This window comes from Streptomyces longispororuber, assembly GCF_014656095.1.
GTDB classification, from domain to species: Bacteria; Actinomycetota; Actinomycetes; order Streptomycetales; family Streptomycetaceae; genus Streptomyces; species Streptomyces longispororuber.
Window position 1 is genome coordinate 33,255 of the sequence record NZ_BNBT01000027.1, and the last position, 21,809, is coordinate 55,063.

Here is a 21,809-nt window from a genome sequence, read left to right on the forward strand (position 1 = left end):
TGAGTGATGTCACCCCAGCGACCTTCTTGCACGCCAGGATCCGGGGCTCCGCCTCCCGCTCCGTGCCCGCGCATCGGGGATCCGGAGAATCCGGTACAACGGCTCCCCCAGGACGGCCCACCGCTCCAGCGCGTCCCGGTCAACCAGATGGATCCCGTAGCGCGGGCCACTGGCTCTCGCGGCCGTCGTGAACCCTCCGGTGGTGACGATCACAGCGAATTCGGCACCGTGGTCGTGGCGGTAGGTTCCGTTGACCCGCTGGACGTCCTGGTCTCCGACCCTTCGGTCCGGTCGCAGCCGCTTGCACTGCACGACCACCCGCCGTCGGGACCCGTCGACAACCAGTACGTCGGCTCCCTTGTCCCCCGCTCGGCCGACATGCTGCGCGGCCAGACCGTCCCTGCGCAGCAGGGAACAGATCGCCAGTTCGAACGCCGTAGGGTCCAGGGAATCGAGATGTGCCAGCGAATAGCGCACGGGCCCTGCGGCAAGCACAGAGCGGCCGGCCCGCGCCATCAAGGCCGATCGCCCCGGCTTCAACGCCAGCCCGACAGCAGCGGAAGCCAGCCCGAACCCGGTCCACACCGGCCACTGCTGGGCCACCTGCCACAGCCCGACGAACCCTGCCATGCTTCCGAGCCCCCACGCCCACCAGGGAATCGCGGCCCACCCTCCCTGGCTGCGGCTGCGCCGCATCAGCTGGCCGCCCCGAAGAGCATCCACACTCCGAAGGCCAGACCGAACAGCGCGAGTCCCGCCAGGTCGGTGACCGTGACAAGGGTGAAGCCGTGATCCTGGCAACGGGCGAACAAGCCTCTGCGTCTGCGGCGGCACGGACGGTGGTACCGCGTCGGTCCACCGCAACGGGACACCAGGACACATCCGCCTATGCCGAGTAATCCCACGACAAGCAGCACTGAACCCCCCGATCCCCCACGCAATCCTTCATATGTATCGGAGAATCGTGCTTTCCGACCAGTACATCTTCAGACGAACCGCAGGGCGCGCGTTCCGGTCACTCACCCATGCCGTCAGCCCCCTGGCCTGCCGTTGTATGGCCGCTGTCACTTCTGAACCGCTCGGTGTCGGTGCCACCGTCTAGGATTTCTTCCGGGATTTCAGCCGGGCTGCCTGGGCCGCACCAGCAAGAATGCGACCGGCACGCACGGACATGAGCTGATACGGGGCGGGAGCCACATGGAGGATGGCCGGTGGACGACGGTCACCGAGTCCGAGTTCGAGCACGAGCGCCGCGGTCTTGAGGCCATCCGCAGGCTCCTGCCGAACGAGGAGCCTTGGCGTGCCTGGTCGAACTTCACCTTCACGGCGAACAGCGGGCACGTCCGCGAGATCGATCTCATGGTCACCGCGCCGGCCGGTGTGTTCCTGATCGAGCTGAAGGACTGGCACGGGTCGGTGAGCGGCGGCGGGAACAGCTGGGTGCAGACGACCCCCGGCGGTTCCCAGCGCCGGCACGGCAATCCGCTGCATCTGACCAATCAGAAGGCCAAGGAGCTGGCGGGCCTGATCGGGAACGTCGTGGGGCGTGGCCCCGGGCAGCCGAGGATCTGGGTGGGTGAGGCGGTCTGTTTCACCGACGACAAGTTCCGGGTGAATCTGACGGGCGCCGACCTGAATGGCGTCTTCAAGATCAGGCAGCTGGTCGAGATGCTCGCTGTTCCGCCGCAGGGTGCCCGGGTCCCGATGACCGCCGGGATCTCGCGCCAGGTCGACGCGGCCCTCAAGCAGCTCGGCATCGCGTCCGTCCGCCGTCAGCACGAGGTGGGGTCGTACCTGCTGGAGACGAAGTCATTCGACTCCGGTCCGACCTGGGCCGACTACCTGGGGCGTCACACCCAACTGCACGATCTGGCCCGGGTACGGGTCTTCCTCAGCGAGCGGGGCGCTTCGGATACCGAGCGCGCCTCGGTGGAGAAGGCCGCCGCGCGTGAGGCCACGGTGCTCAGCCGGTTCCGGCACCCGGGCGCCGTCCAGCTGAAGAGCTACCTGCCGTCGGGACATCCCGCAGGCCCGACGATCCTCTTCGACTACCACCCGGAGACCCTCAGGCTCGACGACTACCTGGTGGAGCACGGGGAGCGCCTCGACCTGCCCGGCCGTCTCGCGCTGGTCCGCCAGCTCGCCGAGACGCTCCGTTCCGCGCACTCCAACCGGCTCCATCACCGCACGCTGTCGGCGCACGCGGTGCACGTGATCCCGCGCAACCGCGGTCCGCGCGGGCGCGAACTGGGCGAGGAGCAGCGCTGGCTGAGCCCCCGGCTGCAGATCGCGGACTGGCAGATCGCCTCCGGGCACAGCGCCAGCCAGGGCAAGCCGCTGACGCTGGCCACCTCTCATGTGTCCGGTCTGCACGTCTCCCAGCAGGCCGACCCGTATCTGGCGCCCGAGCTGCGGATCCCGAAGGCGGACCCGGTCCGGCTCGATGTGTACGGGCTCGGCGTTCTCACGTATCTCCTGGTCACCGGGCAGGCGCCGGGTGCGACCCAGAGTGAGGTCCTGTCCCGCCTGGAGGCGGGTGAGACGCTCGCCCCGAGTGCACTGGTGGACGGCCTCAATCCCGACATCGACGACCTGGTGGAGGCGTCCACCGCGTACGAGCCGAGCCGCCGTCTTTCCACAGTCGACGACTTCCTGGAGATGCTGGAATTCGTCGAGGAGGCTTTCGCCGACAAGGACACCGCGGGTGGAGAGTCGGCTGTCGGCGCTTCCCCGGCCTCGCAGGCCGGTGGAGAACAGACCGAGCCGGAGAAGGACCCGCTGGAAGCGGTGGCCGGTGATGTGTTCGCCGGGCGCTGGGAGATCGTGCGCCGTCTCGGTACGGGCTCGACGTCGCGGGCGTTCCTGGTCCGTGACCTGGCCGGTGAGCCCCGTCGCAGCGGCAGCCTGCCGGTAGCGGTGCTCAAGGTCGCGCTCAGCGAGGCGAAGCACGTGGTGCTCGACCGGGAGGCCGATGTCCTGGGTCGGATCCACCGGGATTCCAGCATCATCGCGCTGTACGAGCGGGAGCCGCTGACCCTCGCGGGCCGCAGGGTGCTCGCCCTGGAGTATGTAGGTGACAGCCGCGCGCTGGACACGGAGGGCACGGGCAAGGCCGCACGCAGACGCGAGGACACCGTCGCCCGTCAGCTGCGGGACTACGGCCGCCTCCGTATGGACCAGCTGGAGACATACGGAAAGTACCTGTTCGGCGCGGTGGAGCACCTGGAGGCGGAGGGCATCTGGCACAGGGACCTGAAGCCGGACAACATCGCGATCCGGATCCGTCCCAACGGCACCCGCCAGCTCGTCCTGATCGACTTCTCGCTGGCTGGATACCCCGCGAAGGAGATCGAGGCGGGCACCGAGGGCTATCTCGACCCCTTCGTCGGAATCATCACGCGCGGTTCGTACGACGGCCACGCCGAGCGGTACGCGCTGGCTGTCACGCTGCACGAGATGGCGTCCCGCGAGCTGCCCCGCTGGGGCGACGGCTCGGTCACGCCCCGGCAGACCGATCCGAAGGAGTGGCCGTACCCGCAGCTGGCTGCCGACGCCTTCGACGACCCCGTACGGGACGGCCTGGTGGCCTTCTTCCGCAAGGCCCTGGCCCGGGACGTGAAGGACCGCTTCCCGGACCTGAAGCCGATGGAGCGCGCCTGGAACGCGATCTTCCTGGACGCTCAGCGGACGACCGCGCCGAGCTCCGGGCACGGCAACAAGGTGGTGGCGGTAGAAAGCGCTGCGCCGCAGATCGGCCAAAGCGACGACGAGACCTCAGCGGAGGAGATCCGCGACGAGCAGGCGGAACGGGCCGACCGCTCCACACCGCTGTCGGTGGCGGGCCTAACGCTTGCGGCGCAGTCCCAACTGTTCGACCTGGGCCTGAACACCGTGGGCGACGTCCTCAACTACTCGGTCCGGAAGTTCCTGACGGCGCCGGGCATGGGCGCCCGGACCCGCACGGAGATCCAGAACCGGCAGAAGCAGTGGAATCTGCGACTCGGCAAAACACCGGCGCCGATGAGCAAGGAGGCGCTCAAGGCCGCCCGCGAGGAGGCCACCGAGCTGGAGCAGGCGGTCGCCGAATCGGTCGCGGCGGACGGCGGCGACACCGGCCTGGAGGTGCTGCGCGGGCTGAGTCTGGACGCCCTCGCGTCCCGCCTGGTGCCGCGTCCGTCGGGCGGCAACGCCCGCTCCAACGCGAAGGAGCGCGAGGCTGTCCGGCTGCTGCTCCGGCTTCCCGACGAGAACGGTGACCTGCCCGAGGGGCTGCCCTGGGTCCGGCAGACGGACGTCGCCAAGGCCCTTGGCCTCACGGTGGGACGCATCCCGCAGATCGTGAAGAAAGCGCGCGAGCGCTGGTACAACGATCTCGCGCTGAAGCTGCTGAGCGAACAGGTGATCGAGCTGGTCGCCGAGCGCGGCCGGGTCGTGCCGGTGCTCGAACTCGCCGATGCGCTGCTCGCCCAGCGAGGCAGCAAGGTGGTGAAGCGTCGGGACCGGCGTGCGCTGGCGCTGTCGCTGCTGCGTGCGGTGGTGGAGCGAGAGCAGTTCCGGGAGCAGTACGAAGAGACGCCGCCGCGGTTCCGTTACTTCCATGCCCGGCTGCCCAAGGGCGCCGACCCGGTGCTCGGACTGATCGTCATCGACGTCCGCGACGGAGAGGACAGTGACGACGGGGCGGACACCCCGACCCTGCCGGCCCTCCGGGAGTACGCGCTCAAGCTGGGCGCGCAGGCGGACGAACTGGCGAACCTCGAGTCCCTGCCGACGGCGAGCACGGTCCTCACCAAGCTCGCCGCGATCCGGCAGCCGCCGGGGGCCCTCGGCTGGGACGAGCGGCGGACGGCCGAGATCGCGGTCGCGGCTTCCCCGGGGGCCGCGCTCACGCCCCGCCTGGAGATCTATCCACGCGATCTGGACCTCGTACGCGCACTGCGGATCACCCAGGCCGGTGTGGTCGCCGTGCAGCCGGGTGTCGAGGAGGAGCGCCAGCCGGGGCTCACCATCGACGCTCTGCACAAGCGGGTCGCGACCCGCTTCCCCGACCTGGGCGACGATCCTCTCGTCCCGCGCGAACTGCCGGTCGGCAGCGAGCTGGTGCGGCTGTTGAAGCAGGCCGGCTTCGAGCTGAAGCTGGCGACCCGCTACGACAAGACCCTCCGGCTCATCCCGGACCGACCCGCCGGGGAGTTCACCAGCGGGATGACATCCGCGAGTTGGGGTGTCGCGGCCTCGGCGGCGCGGCGGTCAGCGCCGACGCAATACGACGCGGACGCGGCGGTCGCGGCGGCGGTGAAGGCCGAGCAGCGGCTCGTGCACTCGGCGGGACAGGACGGTTTCCGGGTCCTGACCGTGCCGCACCAGGGCGCGGAGACGGTGGTACGACGGCTGTCCGGCCCGCCCTACGGGGCGACAGTCGTATCGCTGACCGGGCTATTCCTGGCCGAACTGCGCGGCGTGATCGCCGAGGCGACCAAGCCGACCTGGGAGACTGTCCTCAAGGCGGACGCCGCCGAGGCGGGCACGCGGCCCCACCAGCAGTTGCGGGTCCGTACGGACAAGGCGTGGGGACGCGTCGAGCCACTCCTCCGCGAGCGTCTGGCTCAGGCCAGCGGTCCGCTGCTCCTCACCGACACGGCGGCACTCGCCCGCTACGACGCGTTCGACCTCCTGGGCCGCCTCGCGGAGGAATCCCGGCAGGGCGGCAGCCCGCTGTGGCTGCTCGTCGCCCAATCCGACCCGGCCCGCGCGCCGAGGCTGGCCGGGCAGAGTGTTCCGTACCAGGCTGGGTTCGATGAGTGGATCGTCGTGCCGGACGCGTGGGTGGCGCGAAAACATCTCGCGCAGGACGTCTGACACCTGCGGTACGGCGGCGGATCGTCGCCTCTTCCGTCCTCCTTCTCGTCTCGCTTTTTTAGTCACAACTTCGGGAGCAGTCCGTGATCGACCGCAAGAGCCTCCTCAGTGACCTGCAGAAGCAGGTCAAGGCGGCAGAGACTGACCTGGACGCGCAGGTCAAGGCCGTTCCCGAGGTCGGGGCACGGCTGCGCGGCGAGTACGACCAGGCGAAGAAGCTGGGGCGCACGGCGGCCACGTGGAACAGCTGGCTCGGAGAGCGGGTCACGCAGGTCGCGGTGGCGTGGGTGCTCGGCACGGTGTTCGTCCGGTTCAGCGAGGACAATCGGCTGATCGCGGAGCCGTACATTACGGCGCCTGATGTGGCGGGGCGAGAGGTGGCCCAGGCGCGGTACGAGGAGTACATGGCGAAGGACGCCGATCCGACGTACCGCGGGTGGCTGGAGACGGCGTTCGCAGAGCTGGGGGCGGGGCAGGCGGGGCGGCTGCTGTTCGACCGGGACCACAATCCGCTGTACCAGATTCCGCTGTCGCATGACGGGGCGGGCGCGCTGTTGGCGTTCTGGCGGGAGCAGAAGTCGGTGGAGGCGGAAGACGGCTCTGGCAGCACGTCGGTGCTGGTCCACGACTTCACCGACCCGCTGAGCGAGGACGGCACGGAGGGCTGGGACACCCGGTTCCTGGGCGACCTGTACCAAGACCTGAGCGAGGCGGCGCGAAAGACGTACGCGTTGCTCCAAACCCCGGAGTTCGTGGAGGAGTTCATCCTCGACCGGACGATGACGCCTGCGGTGCGGGAGTTCGGCTTCGAAGAGCTGAAGATGATCGACCCGACGTGTGGGTCAGGGCACTTTGTGCTGGGTGCCTTCCGGCGGCTGGTGCGGCTGCGGGCCGAGGAGCGGCCGGAGGTCGGTCCGTACGAGCGGGTGCGGGCGGCGCTGGAGTCAGTGCACGGGGTGGACCTGAACCCGTTCGCGGTGGCGGTAGCGCGGTTCCGGTTGCTTGTGGCGGCGATGGCGGCGAGTGGGCTGCGGACGTTTGGGGCGGCGCGGGAGTACGAGTGGCCGATCCAGCTAGCGGTGGGCGACTCCCTTATCAAGGACCGGCAGTTGGAGCTGCAGCTGGGACTTGGGGAGGAGGGGGCTGCGGGTGACCCACTGGCGGAGTTCTCGTATGCGACGGAGGACGTGCACGAGTATCCGGGGATTTTGCAGCAGGGACGGTATCACGTGGTGGTGGGGAATCCGCCTTACATCACAGTCAAGGACAAGAAGCTCAACCAACTTTATCGGGAGCTATACGACGCGTGTGCGGGAACGTACGCGCTGTCGGTGCCGTTCGCTCAGAGGTTCTTCGAGCTGGCCAAGCGGGGCGGGGGCGATGAGGCCGGGTACGGCATGGTCGGCCAGATCACGGCGAACTCCTTCATGAAGCGGGAGTTCGGGACGAAGCTGATCGAGGAGTACTTCGCGCAAAAAGTTGAGCTCACCGAGGTAATTGACACATCCGGGGCATATATCCCGGGGCACGGGACACCCACGGTGATCCTTGTGGGGCGCCCGAGAGAGGGAGCTAAGCGGCAGGCAACTATTCGGGCAGTACGGAGCGCTCAGGGGGAGCCGTCTGTGCCGATGAAAGCCGAAGATGGATTGGTGTGGCGGGCGATCGCTACGCAGATCGATGTGCCGATGAGCTCTAGCAGGTGGGTTTCGGTCGATGATCTTACTCGAGCGGGAATCTTTGATAAGCGACCCTGGATCCTAACGGCTGGGGGGCAGGAGCTGATCGATCAGCTCGATAATGCAGCCCACACCAGGCTAGAATTGGTTTCCGATGAAATCGGCGCAGGTGCGGTTACGCGCGAAGATGACGCATATATGGTTGGTTCAGGAACCTTGCGACGCGCAGGAATTACAGAGACTCACCGGCGCGAGCTCGTCGAAGGTAGCGATGTGCGTGACTACCTGATTGATGGAGCCGAGCTCTCACTGTGGCCGTACGACGAAAAGACCTTGGAGCCAAACGCCCCCGAGGCTGTGAGTCGATTCCTCTGGCCTACCCGCCGGAACCTCATCGCTCGCATCGCCTTCGGAAAGTCTCACCTCGATCGCGGCCTTCGCTGGTACGAGTACTCGATGTTCTTCTCCAAGCGCTACTCCACGCCACTATCAATCGCATTCGCCGAGGTGGCTACACATAATCATTTCGCATTGGATTGCGGCGGTAGGGTATTCAAGCAGACTGCCCCGGTGGTCAAGCTGAAGAAGGCAGTAACGCATGGACAGCATGTTCAGCTACTTGGACTACTCAATAGCTCCACGGCAGGATTTTGGCTCAAGATGGTAAGTCATGGCAAGGGAACCGAGGGGCATCAATCTGGCATCAAGACTGAGCTCTGGGAACAGTTTTATCAATTCAACGGAACCAACGTCGGAAAATTTCCAATCCCCGTTCGCTACCCCACCACGCTCCCCGCCGAGCTTGGTGCCCTCGCCGAGCAGCTCTCAGTGGCAACCCCTGCCGCCCTCATCACCTCAACGGCCGTCACCGCTCCCTCCTTGCGCGAAGCTGAGGCCCGCTACACCTCCACACGCGCCCGCATGATCGCCCTCCAGGAGGAACTGGACTGGCAGGTCTACTCCCTGTACAACCTCCACTCCGAGGACCTCCGCCTCCCCGACCCCGACGCCGTCCCCGAACTCGCCCTCGGTGAGCGCGCCTTCGAGATCGTGCTCGCTCGTCGGGTCAAGGCCGGTGAGGCCAGTGACGAGTGGTTCAAGCGGCACGGGTCCACCCCCATCACCGAGATCCCCTCCCACTGGCCCGACGACTACCGCGCCCTCGTGCAGAAGCGCATCGACGTCATCGAGTCGAACCGCGCCATCGGCATGATCGAGCGCCCCGAGTACAAGCGCCGCTGGGCCACCGAGGGCTGGGGCTCCATGCGTCAGAAGGCGCTGAAGTCTTGGCTGCTCGACCGGATCGAGGACCGCTCGTACTGGTTCGACGCGAACGGCAACCCCACCATCACCACCCTCGCCCGCCTCACCGAAGCCCTCTCTGCCGACGAGGATTTCGCCTCCGTCGCCGACCTCTACGCGCCCCGCCAGGACCTCGCCAAGACCGTCCGCGACCTGCTCTCCGAGGAGCACGTCCCCTTCGTCTCGGCCCTCCGGTATAAGCCCGCCGCGCTCAAGAAGCGGGCCGACTGGGAGCACGTCTGGGATCTCCAGCGCGAGGAGGACGCCGCGCCGGACGAGCCCGCGAAGCGGAAGATCCGGGAGCGGACACCCGTTCCGCCGAAGTACACGTCGGCCGACTTCCTCAAGCCCAGCTACTGGCGCGCCCGCGGCAAGCTCGACGTGCCCAAGGAGCGGTTCGTCTCGTACGGCACGGTGAACGCGCAGTCGCCCGAGCTGTACGGGTGGGCCGGCTGGGACCACCTGGAGCAGGCGCTCGCACTCGCCTCGTACATCCAGACCGCTGGTCTCGGCAGCGAGGAGATCGTGCCGTTCCTGGCCGGATTGCTGGAGCTCCAGCCCTGGCTGGACCAGTGGTACGGCGAGTACGACGCCGAGTTCGGCGCCTCCCCCGCCGCCGAAGTTCTCGCCTTCCGGCAGCAGAAGCAGGGCGAACTCGGCCTGACCGACGACACGCTGCGCGCCTGGCGCCCCGCCCCCGCCACCCGCGCGAAGAAGGCTGCCGCCCCGAAGAAGAAGGCAGCGGCCTCCGCAGAGTCCGACTGAGCAGCGCGTCTGTGAGGCGGCTGATCCGCCGCCTCACAGACGACAGTCAGGAACCCGACACGTGCGCGGTGAAAGCCGCCCAGGCGCCGAAGGCAACGGCGAACGAGTCGCGGCCGAGATCCTTGGAGTCCCGGACGCGGACCGCTTCGGCGTCCAGCGCGGCCTCGATGCAGTTGTCGCCGTCGCCACCGCTGTAGCTGCTCTTGAACCAGCTCAGGTCTTCCGTGGTGCTCATAGCGCTCCTCGCATCTGTTCCAGCAAGCTCACCGTAGCCCGGCAATCCAGGGCCTGGGAACGCAGCTTGCCATAGCGCTGGAGCAGGATGCTGACTTCGCTCGAAGCGGTGATCAGGGCACTCGACCGGTGTCCCTCGACGTAGCCGAACCACTGGTTGAGTCACCCACCCAGTCCATAGCGTGAACCAGTACAGATGGATCTGTATGGGGGCCGTTCCTGTAGGCACGGCGGGCGCCGCCGGAAGGCTGGGATCATGACGACATCACAGGTGGAACCACCCCTGGCCATCCACGAGTCCAGGCACTCCTTTCCCGCCACCCGCCTCGGCGCGAGCCTTGCCCGCCGGGCCGCCGTGGCCCGGCTCGACGACTGGGGAATCCCGCCCGGCAGCCCGCTCTCCGACACCGCCGCTCTCCTCGTCGCCGAGCTCGCGGCCAACGCGGCCCGCCACGGCCGCGTGCCGGGTCGGAACTTCGAGCTACGCCTCCTCCACAAGCAGGCACGTGCGACCGCGGTCGTACGCATGGAGGTGTCCGACACCCACCCGCGGCGACCCGCCCCCGCGACGGTCTCCATGGCCGACCCGGACGCCGAGGGCGGCCGCGGACTCGCCCTCGTGGCAGCCGTCGCCGACGACTGGGGTGTCGAGGACCGCACCGGCCCCGGCAAGACCGTACGGGCGCAGGCCCGGCCGGCCGACACCCCGGACCCGGCCGAGCCGCGGCAGGAGGAATGGGAGAGCCGGACAGAATCTGGCCCTCCTGGTGTCAGTGCCGCCCACTACGATTAATCGGGCAGCGCAGCTCGTGATCGAGCTGAAGGAGCTGAAGGACCGGCCGGGCGAGGAGCAGCACAAACACCATGGCGTTCATGAGCAGGAACACCCCCCGTCCAGAGGACCGCCCCCTCCTCCGCGAGCTGATCCACATCCCGGAGCGTGTGTCGACGTCCGACTTCGTGCTGAAGCTCGGTGAAGCTGTCACGCCCGAGGGCGCCGAGGCCGCCCTGCGGGACTACGTCGTGACCGATCGCCTGCGCGGCAACTTCGACGAGGCACTGGACCTGATCAAGTCGGCGCTCGACAGCCACTCCTCCAAGGCCGCCTACCTGCACGGTTCGTTCGGTTCCGGTAAGTCGCACTTCATGGCGGTGCTCTACGCCCTGCTCTCCGGCCACCAGGCCGCCCGCACCAAGAGGGGCCTCGACCCCGTCCGCGCCCGCCACCCCTGGCTGGACGCGGGGGACCGCAAATTCCTTCTCGTCCCGTACCACATGCTCGGCGCCAAGTCCCTTGAGCAGCGCATCCTCGGCAAGTACGTGGAGCACGTACGCAAGGTGCACCCCGGCTGCGATCTGCCGCAGGTCTATTTGACCGACGGCCTCTTCGAGGACTTCGCCGCCCATCGCCGTGGCAGCGGCGACGACCGTGTGATCGCGCAGCTCGCCGAGGCGGACAGCGGTGAGGGCGACGAGTGGGGCGAGGCATTCGCCTGGACCACCGAACTGCTCGACCAGGCCGTCGCCGCGCAGGAGGAGCACGAGAACACCAAGGGATTCGACCTGGACAACCCGACCACCCCGCAGGAGCTGCGGGCCCGGCTCGTCCAGGACCTGACCAAGACCCTCTTCCCGTCCTTCGCCCGCAACTCCTCGGAGAACGCCGACGGTTTCGTCTCCCTGGACAAGGGCCTCGGCATCATCGCCGCGCACGCCAAGTCCCTCGGCTACGACGGCCTCGTCCTCTTCATGGACGAGCTGATCCTGTGGCTGGCCACCCTCATCCACGACCAGAAGGCGCTCGGCCGCGAGGCAGGCAAGGTCACCAACTTCGTGGAGGGCGCCGACGAGCGCCGCGCCATCCCTGTCGTCTCCTTCATCGCCCGCCAGCGTGACCTTCGCGAGCTGGTCGGCGAGGAGATGTCCGGCGCCGCCGAGGCCGCCGTGCAGGACACGCTGAAGCTCAACGGAGGCCGGTACGACTCGATCGTCCTCGAGGACCGCAACCTGCCGACGATCGCACGGGTCCGTCTGCTGAACCCCGTCGACGACGAGGCCGAGGCGAAGGTCGCGGCAGCCTTCGACGAGGCCAAGAAGCTCGGCCCGGACGTCTGGCAGACCCTGCTCGGCCACAAGGACTCCACCACCGGCGCGGACGAGGACGCCTTCCGGCGCACCTACCCCTTCCCGCCGGCCTTCATGGACACCCTGGTGCACATCTCCGGGGCGCTGCAGCGCTCCCGCACCGGCCTCAAGCTGATGAGCCAGCTCCTGGTCGACCACCGGGACGACTGGCGGCTCGGCCAGCTCGTACCGCTCGGCGATCTGTACCCGGCGATCGTCGGCGGCGGCGACAAGGCGTTCAGCGGCGAGACCAGCGTCCACTTCGAGGCGGCGGACAAGCTGTACCGCGAGAAACTGCGCCCGTACCTCCTGAAGACCAACCAGGTCACCGAGGACGACGTGGAGACGTATCGACGCCGCCCGGAAACGATCGACGACCCGCAGCTGAAGGCCCGTTGCCGGGACTTCACCGGTGACAGCCGACTGGTCCAGACGCTGCTCCTCTCCGCGCTCGCACCGAGCGTCCCCGCTCTGTCCGACCTGACCCTGGCCCGGCTCAACGCGCTCAACCACGGGTCCATCACCACCCGCATCGCCGGCACCGAGATCGGCCGCCTGGAGCAGAAGGCGAAGGAATGGGCGGCGACCTTCCCCGAGATCAAGGTCGCCGGCACCGGTCCCGGCGCGGTCGTCCGCCTCGAACTGACCGGTGTCGACCTCGACGCGGTACTCGCCAACGCCCAGGTGCACAACAACCTGGGCAACCGCCGCACCAAGATGCGCACCCTGCTCAAGGAGGCGCTCGGCGTCACCGACGGGACCGGCGGGTTCGACCCGTACGACACCCTCGACCTGGTGTGGAAGGGCACCGAGCGGCAGGTCGAGGTGGTCTTCGGGAACGTCGCAGACGTCGACTCGCTGTCGGATGCCGCGCTGCGGCCCAGCCAGGAGGGCGCCTGGCGGCTCGTCATCGACTTCCCTTACGACGAGGGCGAGTTCGGGCCGATGGATGACCTCCAGCGGCTGCGTACGCTGCGGGAGAAGACGGGCGGCGACTCGCGCACCCTGGCCTGGCTGCCCACTCATCTGACCGATGCCACCCGCGGCGACTTCGAGCGTCTCGTCGTCATCGACAAGGCACTGTCCGACGAGGCCCGCTTCGACTCTGAGTTCGCGCGCAGTCTCAACGCCGACGACAAGGCCCGTGCCAAGGGCATGCTGCAGTCGCAGCGGGAGGTCCTCACCGAGCGGGTCCTGGGCGCGCTGAAGCAGGCGTACGGACTCGCGCAGAAGCAGGAAGGCGTCGTCGACCTCGGCTTCACCAACCACCTGGAGGCCCAGCAGCAGGTGGCGAACCTGCAGCTGCCGATCGGCGCGCAGATGGACGATGCCGCACGTCAGCTGGCCGGGAAGCTGCTCGCCCACCAGTTCCCCGCCCACCCAGACCTGGATCCGGAGGGCACCGGGAAGCCGCTGCGAGCCGCCGAGATCAAAACCGTCTTCGAGTACGTGCGCAAGGCCGCCGAGGACCGTGACGGGCAGGTGGAGGTCGAGGCGAAGGACCGCAAGGTCATGGCACGGATCGCAGGCGGCCTCAAGCTCGGTGTGATGCAGGAGGCGTACTACCGGCAGTCCACCGCCTGGCTCGACCACTTCAACGCCCAGGCCCGCCGGGACGGGGTCGCCGAGCCGACCCTGGTCAAGCTCTCCGACTGGACCGACCAGCCCGACCCGCGCGGCCTGCCCGAGCCGCTGCGTCGGCTGCTCGCCGCCGCGTACGCGGAAATGTCCGACCGCGTGTGGGTGCGCGGCGGAGTCGCGGTCGAACCCGCACCGCTGCCGAGCGACCTGAAGCGTGACTACGCACTGCGGGAGCAGCCACTGCCCACCGAGGCGGACTGGGCGGAGGCGCGCAAGCGATACGAGACGGTGTTCGGCACGCCCGCGCCGCAGCTGCGGCGCGGGCGGATCGTGAACCAGTTCGCGGGGCAGATCCGCAAGGCCGCGAACGCGTTCGCGCCCGATGCGGGACGACTCGTCACGGAGCTGGAGCAGCACCGAAGGTTCCTGCACCTGGACGACGCCTCGCCCCGCCTCGTGCTCGCTCGGCGGGCCCAGGAGCTGGTGGACGCGGTGCGAGCGGAGAACCTCGGTGCCAAGGCTGTAGTGGACTGCCTGGCCGACTTCGATCTCGGCGGGTTCAACGCGCACCGTTACGGAATGTCGCTGACCAGTGCCGGAGTCGTGGCCGATGCGCTGCAGAACACCAGCTGGGGTGAACAGCTGGAGCTGGCCGACACACTCGGCCGGGACGGTGCGGCAATCCTGGAGCGGGTGCGCGACGCCGCGGCCGGCGATCCCGGCGACTACCCCGACCTGCCAGCCGTACTGAAGAAGGGCAGCCGGGACGTGATGGCACTGCTGCGGTCCCGGCAGAGTCCGCCGCCGGCCCCGCAGCGGCCCGTCGCTTCGGCACCCAGCTCCGACACAGTGCCCTTGGACGGAGGCTCCGCCCATCCGCAGGTGCTGCGGACGCCGCCGCCCGCGCCACGTGATCCGGCCCTCCCGGTGGCCCGCTCCGGTGGCGGCCGGACGACGGCCGCCCGGGCGGCCGCGGAGCTACAGGCCGAGATCGCGGCACTCGCCGCGGCACACCCCGACGCCACCGTCGAGGTCACCTGGAAGGTCGTCGACTGATGTCCGGCACAACCACCACCGCGCCCGCCGCCGGGCCGGGACCCTCCGCCGCAGGTCCCGCCCGCCTTTCGGTGAGCACGGTCCGCCAGTTCGTCGCCGCGCGCAGCAAGCTCTGCGACGGCGCGGTCCGCGTCATGCTGCTCCGGGCCGCCCCGCAATGGGACGGGGCTGCCGTGCAGCCGACGGTGGGCGGGACGCAGGTGCGGGTGGCTGTCGCGCCGTCCGTCCTCGCGGTGCACGAGCAGATCCTGGACCACTTGGAGGCGCGGGTACCGCCGGAGCCGCGCGTCCTCGTTGTCCTCACCGACCGGGAGAACACCGAGCTCGATCCCGGTCTGCTCGCCCGCGTCTACGGTCGCCGCGTCAGGTCCGTCGACAACTGGGAGGTGGTGCAGGAGGCATTCGGCGCGAGCGGCCTCGACACCCGCCTGCGCGGCGAGACCTGGGCGGCCGAGGCGCTCCTGGACGCGGCGGGTACTCGAGGCTGGCGCTCGATCGGCAGGGGCGTGCTCTCCCGCGACGAGGCCCTCACCCGGCTGACCCGTCGTCGGCTCCGCCTCGACGACGACAGCGGCGACACACCCTCGGTACGCGTCCTGCCAGGTGAAGCGGACCGGGTCGACCCCGTCGCCCTGTTCCGGTGGACCCTCACCCCCGGTGGCCCGGACCTCCTGCGCGAGCTGCGCGGACCGGAGAAGGCCGGCCTCGCCCGCTTCCTCGCCGCACCCGAGCAGGGCGGCTCCACGGGCAGGGTGATCACCGCTCTGGTCGATGCCGACCACGGCCCCGACGCAGCTGCGTACGCGGTGGTCTGCGCCGCCCTGTGGGGACACGCGGAGCCAGACCACGACCTGTACCGCGCACGCGGCCGGGCCGAACGGTGGCTCGGCGAGCAGCCGCCCGCCCAGGGCGACGAACTCGACCGTCTCCTGGCCTCCTTCGCCCGCAGCGGTGAGGCGTACGTACGCGATCTCATAAACCGGGGTGAGCACCGTCTCGCCGACCCGGTCCTGACTCGGGCCGCACAGCTGGTCGCCCAGTTCGGGGCGCAGGCAGCCGCCACCGCCAGTCCGCTCCTGCCCGCCGGACTCGACGCCCGATTCACCGCCGCCGGTCACGCACTGACCGGCGGCTCCACCGAGGTGGTCACGGACTCCGTCACCGCGCTCCGCGCGCACGCGCTTGCCACCGGCGACGGTGAGACCCGGGCCCGGATCGAGCGGGTCCGGATGGCCGTGCGACTGCGGCGATGGCTGGCCGGGAACCCCTCGGAAGAGATCGAGTCGGTGACCGACGGGACGGACCGCCAGATCCGCGAACTCGGCTGGGCCGACCGCGCCCTGGAACACCTGGAGGCGGGCGGAGACCCCGACCCCGTACTCGCCGCCGCGTACAACCGGATCGGCGACCAGGTACGGCGGACCCGCCGCGCGCTCGACCACGCCTTCAGCGAACGGCTCGCAGTGTGGACGGCGGACGGCAGCTCCCCCGGTTCCCTGCTCACCGCCGAGTCCCTCCTGACGCGTGTCGTCGCACCGGTCGTCGCCGAGCCGGGCCGCCGGGTCCTGCTGTTGCTCCTGGACGGGATGAGCGCGGCCATAGCGGCCGAGCTGGGGCAGGAATTGCGCCAGCAGTGGGCCGAGTTCGACCCACTTTCCGGGGCTCACGGCGCACCGGTGCGCCGTGCCGTGGCAGCGGCGCTGCCCACACTCACCGCCGTCTCGCGCACCTCGCTCCTCACCGGAACCCTGATGAAGGGCGACCAGAACGATGAGAAGCGGCTCTTCCCTCAGCACTCCTGCTGGCGGGGCGCCCCGGCGGCCGTCTTCCACAAGGACGACCTGCGCGGCCCCGACACCGGCTCGCTCTTCTCCACCGCCCTGGGCGAGGCCCTCGCCGACGAGCGCATGCATGTCGCTGTCGTCCTCAACACCGTCGACGACCGGCTGGCCAAGGAACAGAAGCTCGGGGACGGAGCCTGGCAGGCCAACGAAGTCAGCGGTTTCGAACCGCTGTTGCGGGCCGCACGCACGAATGGCATGACCGTACTCCTGACCTCCGACCACGGCCATGTCGTCGAACGGCGGAGCAGCAGGCTCGACGCACCCGCCGGCACCATCGGTTCAGCCCGTCACCGCAGCCCCGGCGGTCCGGTCACCCCCTCCGAGATCGCACTGGCCGGGCCGCGGGTGGTTTGGCCGGAGCCCGGCTCGCGTATCGTCGCTCTGCGCGACCACGACGCCCGGTACACCGCCCTTAAGGCGGGTTACCACGGCGGTGCGACCCTCTCCGAATTCACCATCCCGCTGCTCGCCCTGCTGCCCTTCGGTGCCGAACCACCGAAAGGGTGGCGGGAGCTGGGCGATCCGGCTCCGCTGTGGTGGTCGGACGAGACGGGCATCGAGGCGGAATCCGGTGCCGAGGCCGTCACCTCGTCCGGCACCGCCACCCCCGCCGCCACGCCGTCGCGTCCGGGCGCCAAGCAGTCCAAGAAGACCGCCCCGCCCCTGGCAGAGGGCATCATCAGTCTCTTCGGTGAGGAGGAACTTACCCCTCCCGCGTCCCAGAAGCCTGCCGCCCCCGCACCGAAACCCGAAGCCCCCGCCACCCAGGCTCAGCCACCTGCCGTCGCGCTCGTGGAACGTCTCGTGGCCACCGAGCTGTACGCGGCGCAGCTGGACCTGCTCGCCCGGAAGCCTCGGGACCCGTCCGTCCTCCCCAAGGCGCTGGTCGCCCTCGTCGAATCGGGCACACTGCCCATGACCGCCCTGGCCGAACGCGTGGGCCAGCCCGCCATCCGCGCCCCCGGCTTCGCCGCGACCCTGGCCCAGCTGCTCAACTACGACGGCGCCCAGATCCTGGAGATCCTCCCCGACAACCGCACCCTGCGCCTGCACCGGGCTCAGCTGATCGAACAGTTCGGACTACGCACCCCGTGAGCACGACGACCGGGATCCGGCTGCCGGCACTCCGGCCGTCCAGCTACCTCCCTGATGGGAGACTGTCCGGGTGAACTCGTTCGGATCCTCAACCCCTCGTGCCGGTGCACCCGTCGGCGCCGTTCGCCGCCGCGCCGTCGTGGACGCGTTGCGGCGCGGCGCCGTCCCCGAGAGCGGCCTCGACCTGCTCGCCACCGGCCTGGGCCGCTTCGAGCAGGCGGTCGACGAGGAACTGGACACCGTCGCCGCCGGCGGCTCGGTGTTCAAGGCGGTACGCGGTGAGTACGGCTCCGGCAAGACTTTCTTCGCCCGCTGGCTCGGCGAGCGCGCCAAGCGGCGCACCTTCGCCGTGGCCGAGGTACAGGTGTCGGAGACCGAGACCCCGCTGCACAAGCTGGAGACGGTCTACCGGCGGCTCACCGAACGCCTGACCACCGCGAGCTTCCCGCCCAGCGCCCTGCGGCCCGTCGCCGATGCCTGGTTCTACGCCCTTGAGGAGGATGCGCTCGCCGACGGCGCGGCCGAGAGCGAACTGCCGCAGGCCGTGGAACGGCTGCTCACCGCCCGCCTGGCCGAGGTGTCCCGCCAGGCCCCCGCCTTCGCCACCGCCCTGCGCGGGTACAAGCAGTCCCTGGACGCCGGCGACGAGGCGACCGCCGCCGCGGTGATGGCCTGGCTCGGCGGCCAGCCGCACGTCGCCGCTGCCGCCCGGCGCAGCGCGGGCGTCCGCGGCGACCTCGACCACTTCGGCGCCTTCGGCTTCCTCCAAGGCCTGCTGACCATGCTCAAGGACGCGGGCCACGCCGGGCTCGTCCTCGTCCTGGACGAAGTGGAGACACTGCAGCGGGTCCGCTCCGACGCCCGTGACAAGGCCCTCAACGCCCTGCGTCAGCTCATCGACGAGGTTCACTCCGGCCGCTTCCCCGGCCTCTACCTGGTCATCACCGGCACACCCGCCTTCTACGACGGACAGCAGGGCGTCCAGCGTCTCGCCCCGCTCGCCCAGCGCCTGGCCACCGACTTCACCACCGACCCGCGCTTCGACAATCCGCGTGCGGTGCAGATCCGGCTCCCCGGTTTCACCGAGGAGTCCTTGACCGGTCTGGGCGCCACCATCCGCAACCTGTACGCGGACGGCGTCTCCTCCCCCGACTCCGCCGAGCGGATCAAGCGACTCGCCGACGACGCGTACCTTGCGGACCTGGCAAGGGCCGTGGGCGGGGCCCTGGGAGGGAAAGTCGGAGTGGCACCGCGCCTGTACCTGAAGAAGCTGGTCGGGGACGTACTCGACCGGATCTATCAGTTCGACGACTTCGATCCGCGTACGCACTACAAATTGACCCTCAGCAGCGGCGATCTCACTGCCACCGAACGCAACCTCGCCGCGCCCCCGGCTGCCGCGTCGGCCGACGACCTCGATCTCGACCTCTGATCTGTCGCCTTCCCCTCCCGTTTCCGGAAGACCAAGCGCAGGGAGCAACCCACGTGCAGGACCACCCGCCCGGCCCCGATCCGCTCGAACGCCTCGATCCGGTCGTCCTGCACCACATCGTCAACACGCTCGGATGGCCTGATCTACGCCCGCTACAGAAGGCCGCCGTGGAACCGCTGATGAACGGCGAGGACGCGATCCTGCTCGCGCCGACCGCAGGCGGGAAGACGGAAGCCGCCACCTTCCCTGTCCTGTCCGCCATGCGGGAACAGCACTGGACGGGCACCTCCGTCCTCTACCTGGCCCCGCTCAAAGCCCTCCTCAACAACCTCGTCCAACGCGTCGACACCTACGCCCAGTGGCTCGGTCGCCGCGCCGCGCTCTGGCACGGCGACACCCAGGAGTCGGTACGCCGCCGTATCCGCACCGATTCGCCCGACTTCCTGCTCACCACACCCGAGTCGCTCGAAGCGATGCTGATCAGTGTCAAGACCGACCACACGCACATGCTCGGCCGGGTCCGTGCCGTGATCATCGACGAGGTGCATGCCTTCGCCGGCGACGACCGGGGCTGGCATCTGCTTGCCGTACTCGAACGGCTGGAGCGGCTGGCCGACCACCGGATCCAGCGGATCGGACTCTCCGCCACCGTTGGCAACCCGGACGCACTGCTCACGTGGTTGCAGGGAGCGTGCCCCGCCGAACGCCTGGGTCGGGTCGTCGCGCCCGGCATCACCCTGCCGAACACGGCCGGAGACACCGCGCTACCGAGGCCCGCGGGAGACGTCGAACTCGACTACGTCGGTTCACTCGCCAACGCCGCCAAGGTAATCTCCGCTCTGCACCGCGGCGAGAAGCGTCTGGTCTTCTGCGACTCCCGCAAGCAGGTCGAGGAACTCGGTGCGGCGCTCCGGGCCCGCGACGTCACCGTGTTCCTCTCGCACGCCTCACTTTCCACCGATGAACGGACCCGCTCAGAGCAGGCGTTCGCCGAGGCGCGCGACTGCGTCATCGTGTCCACCTCCACCCTGGAGCTCGGCATCGACGTCGGCGACCTCGACCGAGTCATCCAGATCGACTCCCCCAGCAGCGTCGCCTCGTTCCTGCAACGGATCGGCCGCACCGGCCGCCGCGCCGACACCTCCCGCAACTGTCTCTTCCTCGCCACCCGCCCTGAGTCGCTGCTGCAGGCCGCCGGGCTGCTCACCCTCTGGGCCCGGGGCTGGGTCGAGCCCGTCACCCCGCCACCGTCGCCCCGCCACCTCGTCGCCCAGCAGCTGCTCGCGCTCACCCTGCAGGAACATCGCATCGGCGACCGGCTCTGGCCAGACCAGTGGAACGGCCTCGCGCCCTTCGACCGATCAGCCTCCCCGCTCCTGAAGCACCTGATCGACGACGGCTTCCTGGACAGCGACGACGGCATGCTCTTCATCGGCTCCGAGGCCGAGAAACACTTTGGCCGCCGCCACTTCATGGAACTCACCGCTTCTTTCACCGCGCCGCCCGAGTTCACTGTCCTCGCCGGGCGCACCGAGATCGGGACCACCGACCCCACCGTGCTCACCGAGGAACGCCCCGGCCCGCGCCGTCTCCTGCTTGCCGGGCGCAGCTGGCAGGTCACGTTCATCGACTGGGCCCGCCGCCGTGCCTTCGTCGAACCCGTCGAGGACGGCGGTGTGGCCAAGTGGCAGGGCGGCGAGGCGCGGGGGCTGTCGTTCACCCTCACCCGCGCCATGCGTGACGTCCTCCTCGGCACCGACCCCGACGTCCGGCTCACCCGCCGCGCCACCGCTGCCCTCGCCGAGCTGCGCACCGATCGCGCCCCCCACGAGGTCCACCCGGCCGGTACTCTCGTGGTCCGCGACGCCGATGCCACACGCTGGTGGACCTGGGCCGGCTACCGCGCCAATGCGACCCTCGCCGCCTCCCTCGGCAACCTTGCCGATCCCGTCCAGCGGCCCTCCGACACCCACCTCCGACTGCGCCAGGACCTCTCCCCCGCCGACTGGAGATCCGCCCGCGCCGAACTCCCGAGCGCCCTCACCCTGCCCACCGTCGACCCGCGCGCTGTCCGCGGCCTGAAGTTTTCGGCCGCCCTCCCGCCGCGCGTGGCTACCGCCACACTGGCCGAACGTCTCGCGGACTTCGCCGGGGCACTGACCACGGCGCGAGAGCCGGTACGGCTCGAATGGGGGATGTGAACTCAGCTCCTGGCAACCTGAGCCCGCTACCGCTCCAGGTCTCTTCGCCTCTCCTCCAGGCATCGCTGCCACGTCCGCCAGGCCTCGGCCGGTGGGTCCGGGTGGTCCGTTTCACATGGGCGAGTTCGAGCATGGGGGCCAGCTGCTCCCCCCGGACGCTGGCGGGCAGCAGGTCGTCGCATGCGTCCCCGTCGTCGTAGGGACGGAGGATCGAGTTCACCATCTGTAGCACGGGGGGCCGACACCCGCTGAAAGCCACCCGTGCCCACGTACAACCACATATGAAAACCCGTCAGAACGAGCGTCGTTCCAGCATCAGGGCTTCCAGGACGACCCGTCCGCGGAGCAGGCATTAATCAGATACTGCGCCTGAAAAGCGTAGGCCGGAGCCCATTGGAGCCAAGCGATAGCGCCCCAAAGTGTTCCGTCCAGGGAAAGACAATCTCGGCCCACCTCAGAAAATCGCAGGTCAGCCCCCCTTCGTGACCGGCTTAAGCACCGCCACACACTCCACATGCTGCGTCATAGCGAAACATGTGGAACGGAAACACGTGAAAGAACCTGCAGGTCAGTAACCTCCGCGAGGAAATAGGGGCGAATCGACCGTATGCATGGTGTGCGCTGTGGGCGTTACGTG

General features: G+C 69.3%; 9 protein-coding genes and 1 pseudogene. 7 read left to right on the plus strand and 3 right to left on the minus strand.

Annotated features, from left to right (window positions below):
* Positions 1 to 9 precede the first annotated feature (9 nt).
* On the minus strand, positions 10 to 630 hold the full coding sequence (locus IE330_RS11970; protein ID WP_190135912.1) for a restriction endonuclease: 621 nt from the start codon (positions 628 to 630) through the stop codon (positions 10 to 12).
* A 567-nt stretch (positions 631 to 1,197) separates the two neighbouring features.
* On the opposite strand from IE330_RS11970, the gene pglW reads away from it, so the two are divergent.
* Both pglW and pglX read left to right on the plus strand, forming a co-directional pair.
* Positions 1,198 to 5,859 carry a BREX system serine/threonine kinase PglW gene (gene pglW / locus IE330_RS11975; RefSeq protein ID WP_190135913.1) on the plus strand — a complete coding sequence of 1,554 codons (4,662 nt, stop codon included), beginning with the start codon at positions 1,198 to 1,200 and terminating at the stop codon, positions 5,857 to 5,859.
* An 83-nt stretch (positions 5,860 to 5,942) separates the two neighbouring features.
* Positions 5,943 to 9,605 carry a BREX-2 system adenine-specific DNA-methyltransferase PglX gene (gene pglX / locus IE330_RS11980; protein WP_190135914.1) on the plus strand — a complete coding sequence of 1,221 codons (3,663 nt, stop codon included), beginning with the start codon at positions 5,943 to 5,945 and terminating at the stop codon, positions 9,603 to 9,605.
* Positions 9,606 to 9,651: 46 nt separating this feature from the next.
* Here pglX and IE330_RS11985 read toward each other — a convergent pair whose 3' ends face one another.
* On the minus strand, positions 9,652 to 9,840 hold the full coding sequence (locus tag IE330_RS11985; RefSeq protein ID WP_190135915.1) for a DUF397 domain-containing protein: 189 nt from the start codon (positions 9,838 to 9,840) through the stop codon (positions 9,652 to 9,654).
* Positions 9,837 to 9,998: pseudogene (locus IE330_RS38835) on the minus strand (transcriptional regulator); the annotation flags it as partial. The gene IE330_RS11985 and the pseudogene IE330_RS38835, both read right to left, overlap by 4 nt.
* Before the next feature lie 97 nt (positions 9,999 to 10,095).
* Between IE330_RS38835 and IE330_RS11990 the strand changes: the two are divergent.
* The 5 genes from IE330_RS11990 to IE330_RS12010 all read left to right on the plus strand — a co-directional run bounded on the left by IE330_RS11990 (position 10,096) and on the right by IE330_RS12010 (position 21,172).
* Positions 10,096 to 10,632 carry an ATP-binding protein gene (locus tag IE330_RS11990; RefSeq protein ID WP_190135916.1) on the plus strand — a complete coding sequence of 179 codons (537 nt, stop codon included), beginning with the start codon at positions 10,096 to 10,098 and terminating at the stop codon, positions 10,630 to 10,632.
* Positions 10,633 to 10,703: 71 nt separating this feature from the next.
* On the plus strand, positions 10,704 to 14,600 hold the full coding sequence (gene pglY / locus IE330_RS11995; RefSeq protein WP_190135917.1) for a BREX-2 system ATPase PglY: 3,897 nt from the start codon (positions 10,704 to 10,706) through the stop codon (positions 14,598 to 14,600).
* Positions 14,600 to 17,539: a BREX-2 system phosphatase PglZ gene (gene pglZ, locus IE330_RS12000; protein WP_190135918.1), complete on the plus strand. Its 2,940-nt coding sequence runs from the start codon at positions 14,600 to 14,602 to the stop codon at positions 17,537 to 17,539. The genes pglY and pglZ overlap by 1 nt, the downstream gene beginning before the upstream one ends.
* A gap of 70 nt (positions 17,540 to 17,609) precedes the next feature.
* A complete protein-coding gene (gene brxD / locus IE330_RS12005; protein ID WP_190135919.1) occupies positions 17,610 to 18,971 on the plus strand; it encodes a BREX system ATP-binding protein BrxD in 1,362 nt (453 codons plus the stop codon).
* A 53-nt stretch (positions 18,972 to 19,024) separates the two neighbouring features.
* Positions 19,025 to 21,172, plus strand: coding sequence for a DEAD/DEAH box helicase (locus IE330_RS12010; RefSeq protein WP_190135920.1), 2,148 nt, complete (start codon positions 19,025 to 19,027; stop codon positions 21,170 to 21,172).
* Positions 21,173 to 21,809: the final 637 nt, after the last annotated feature.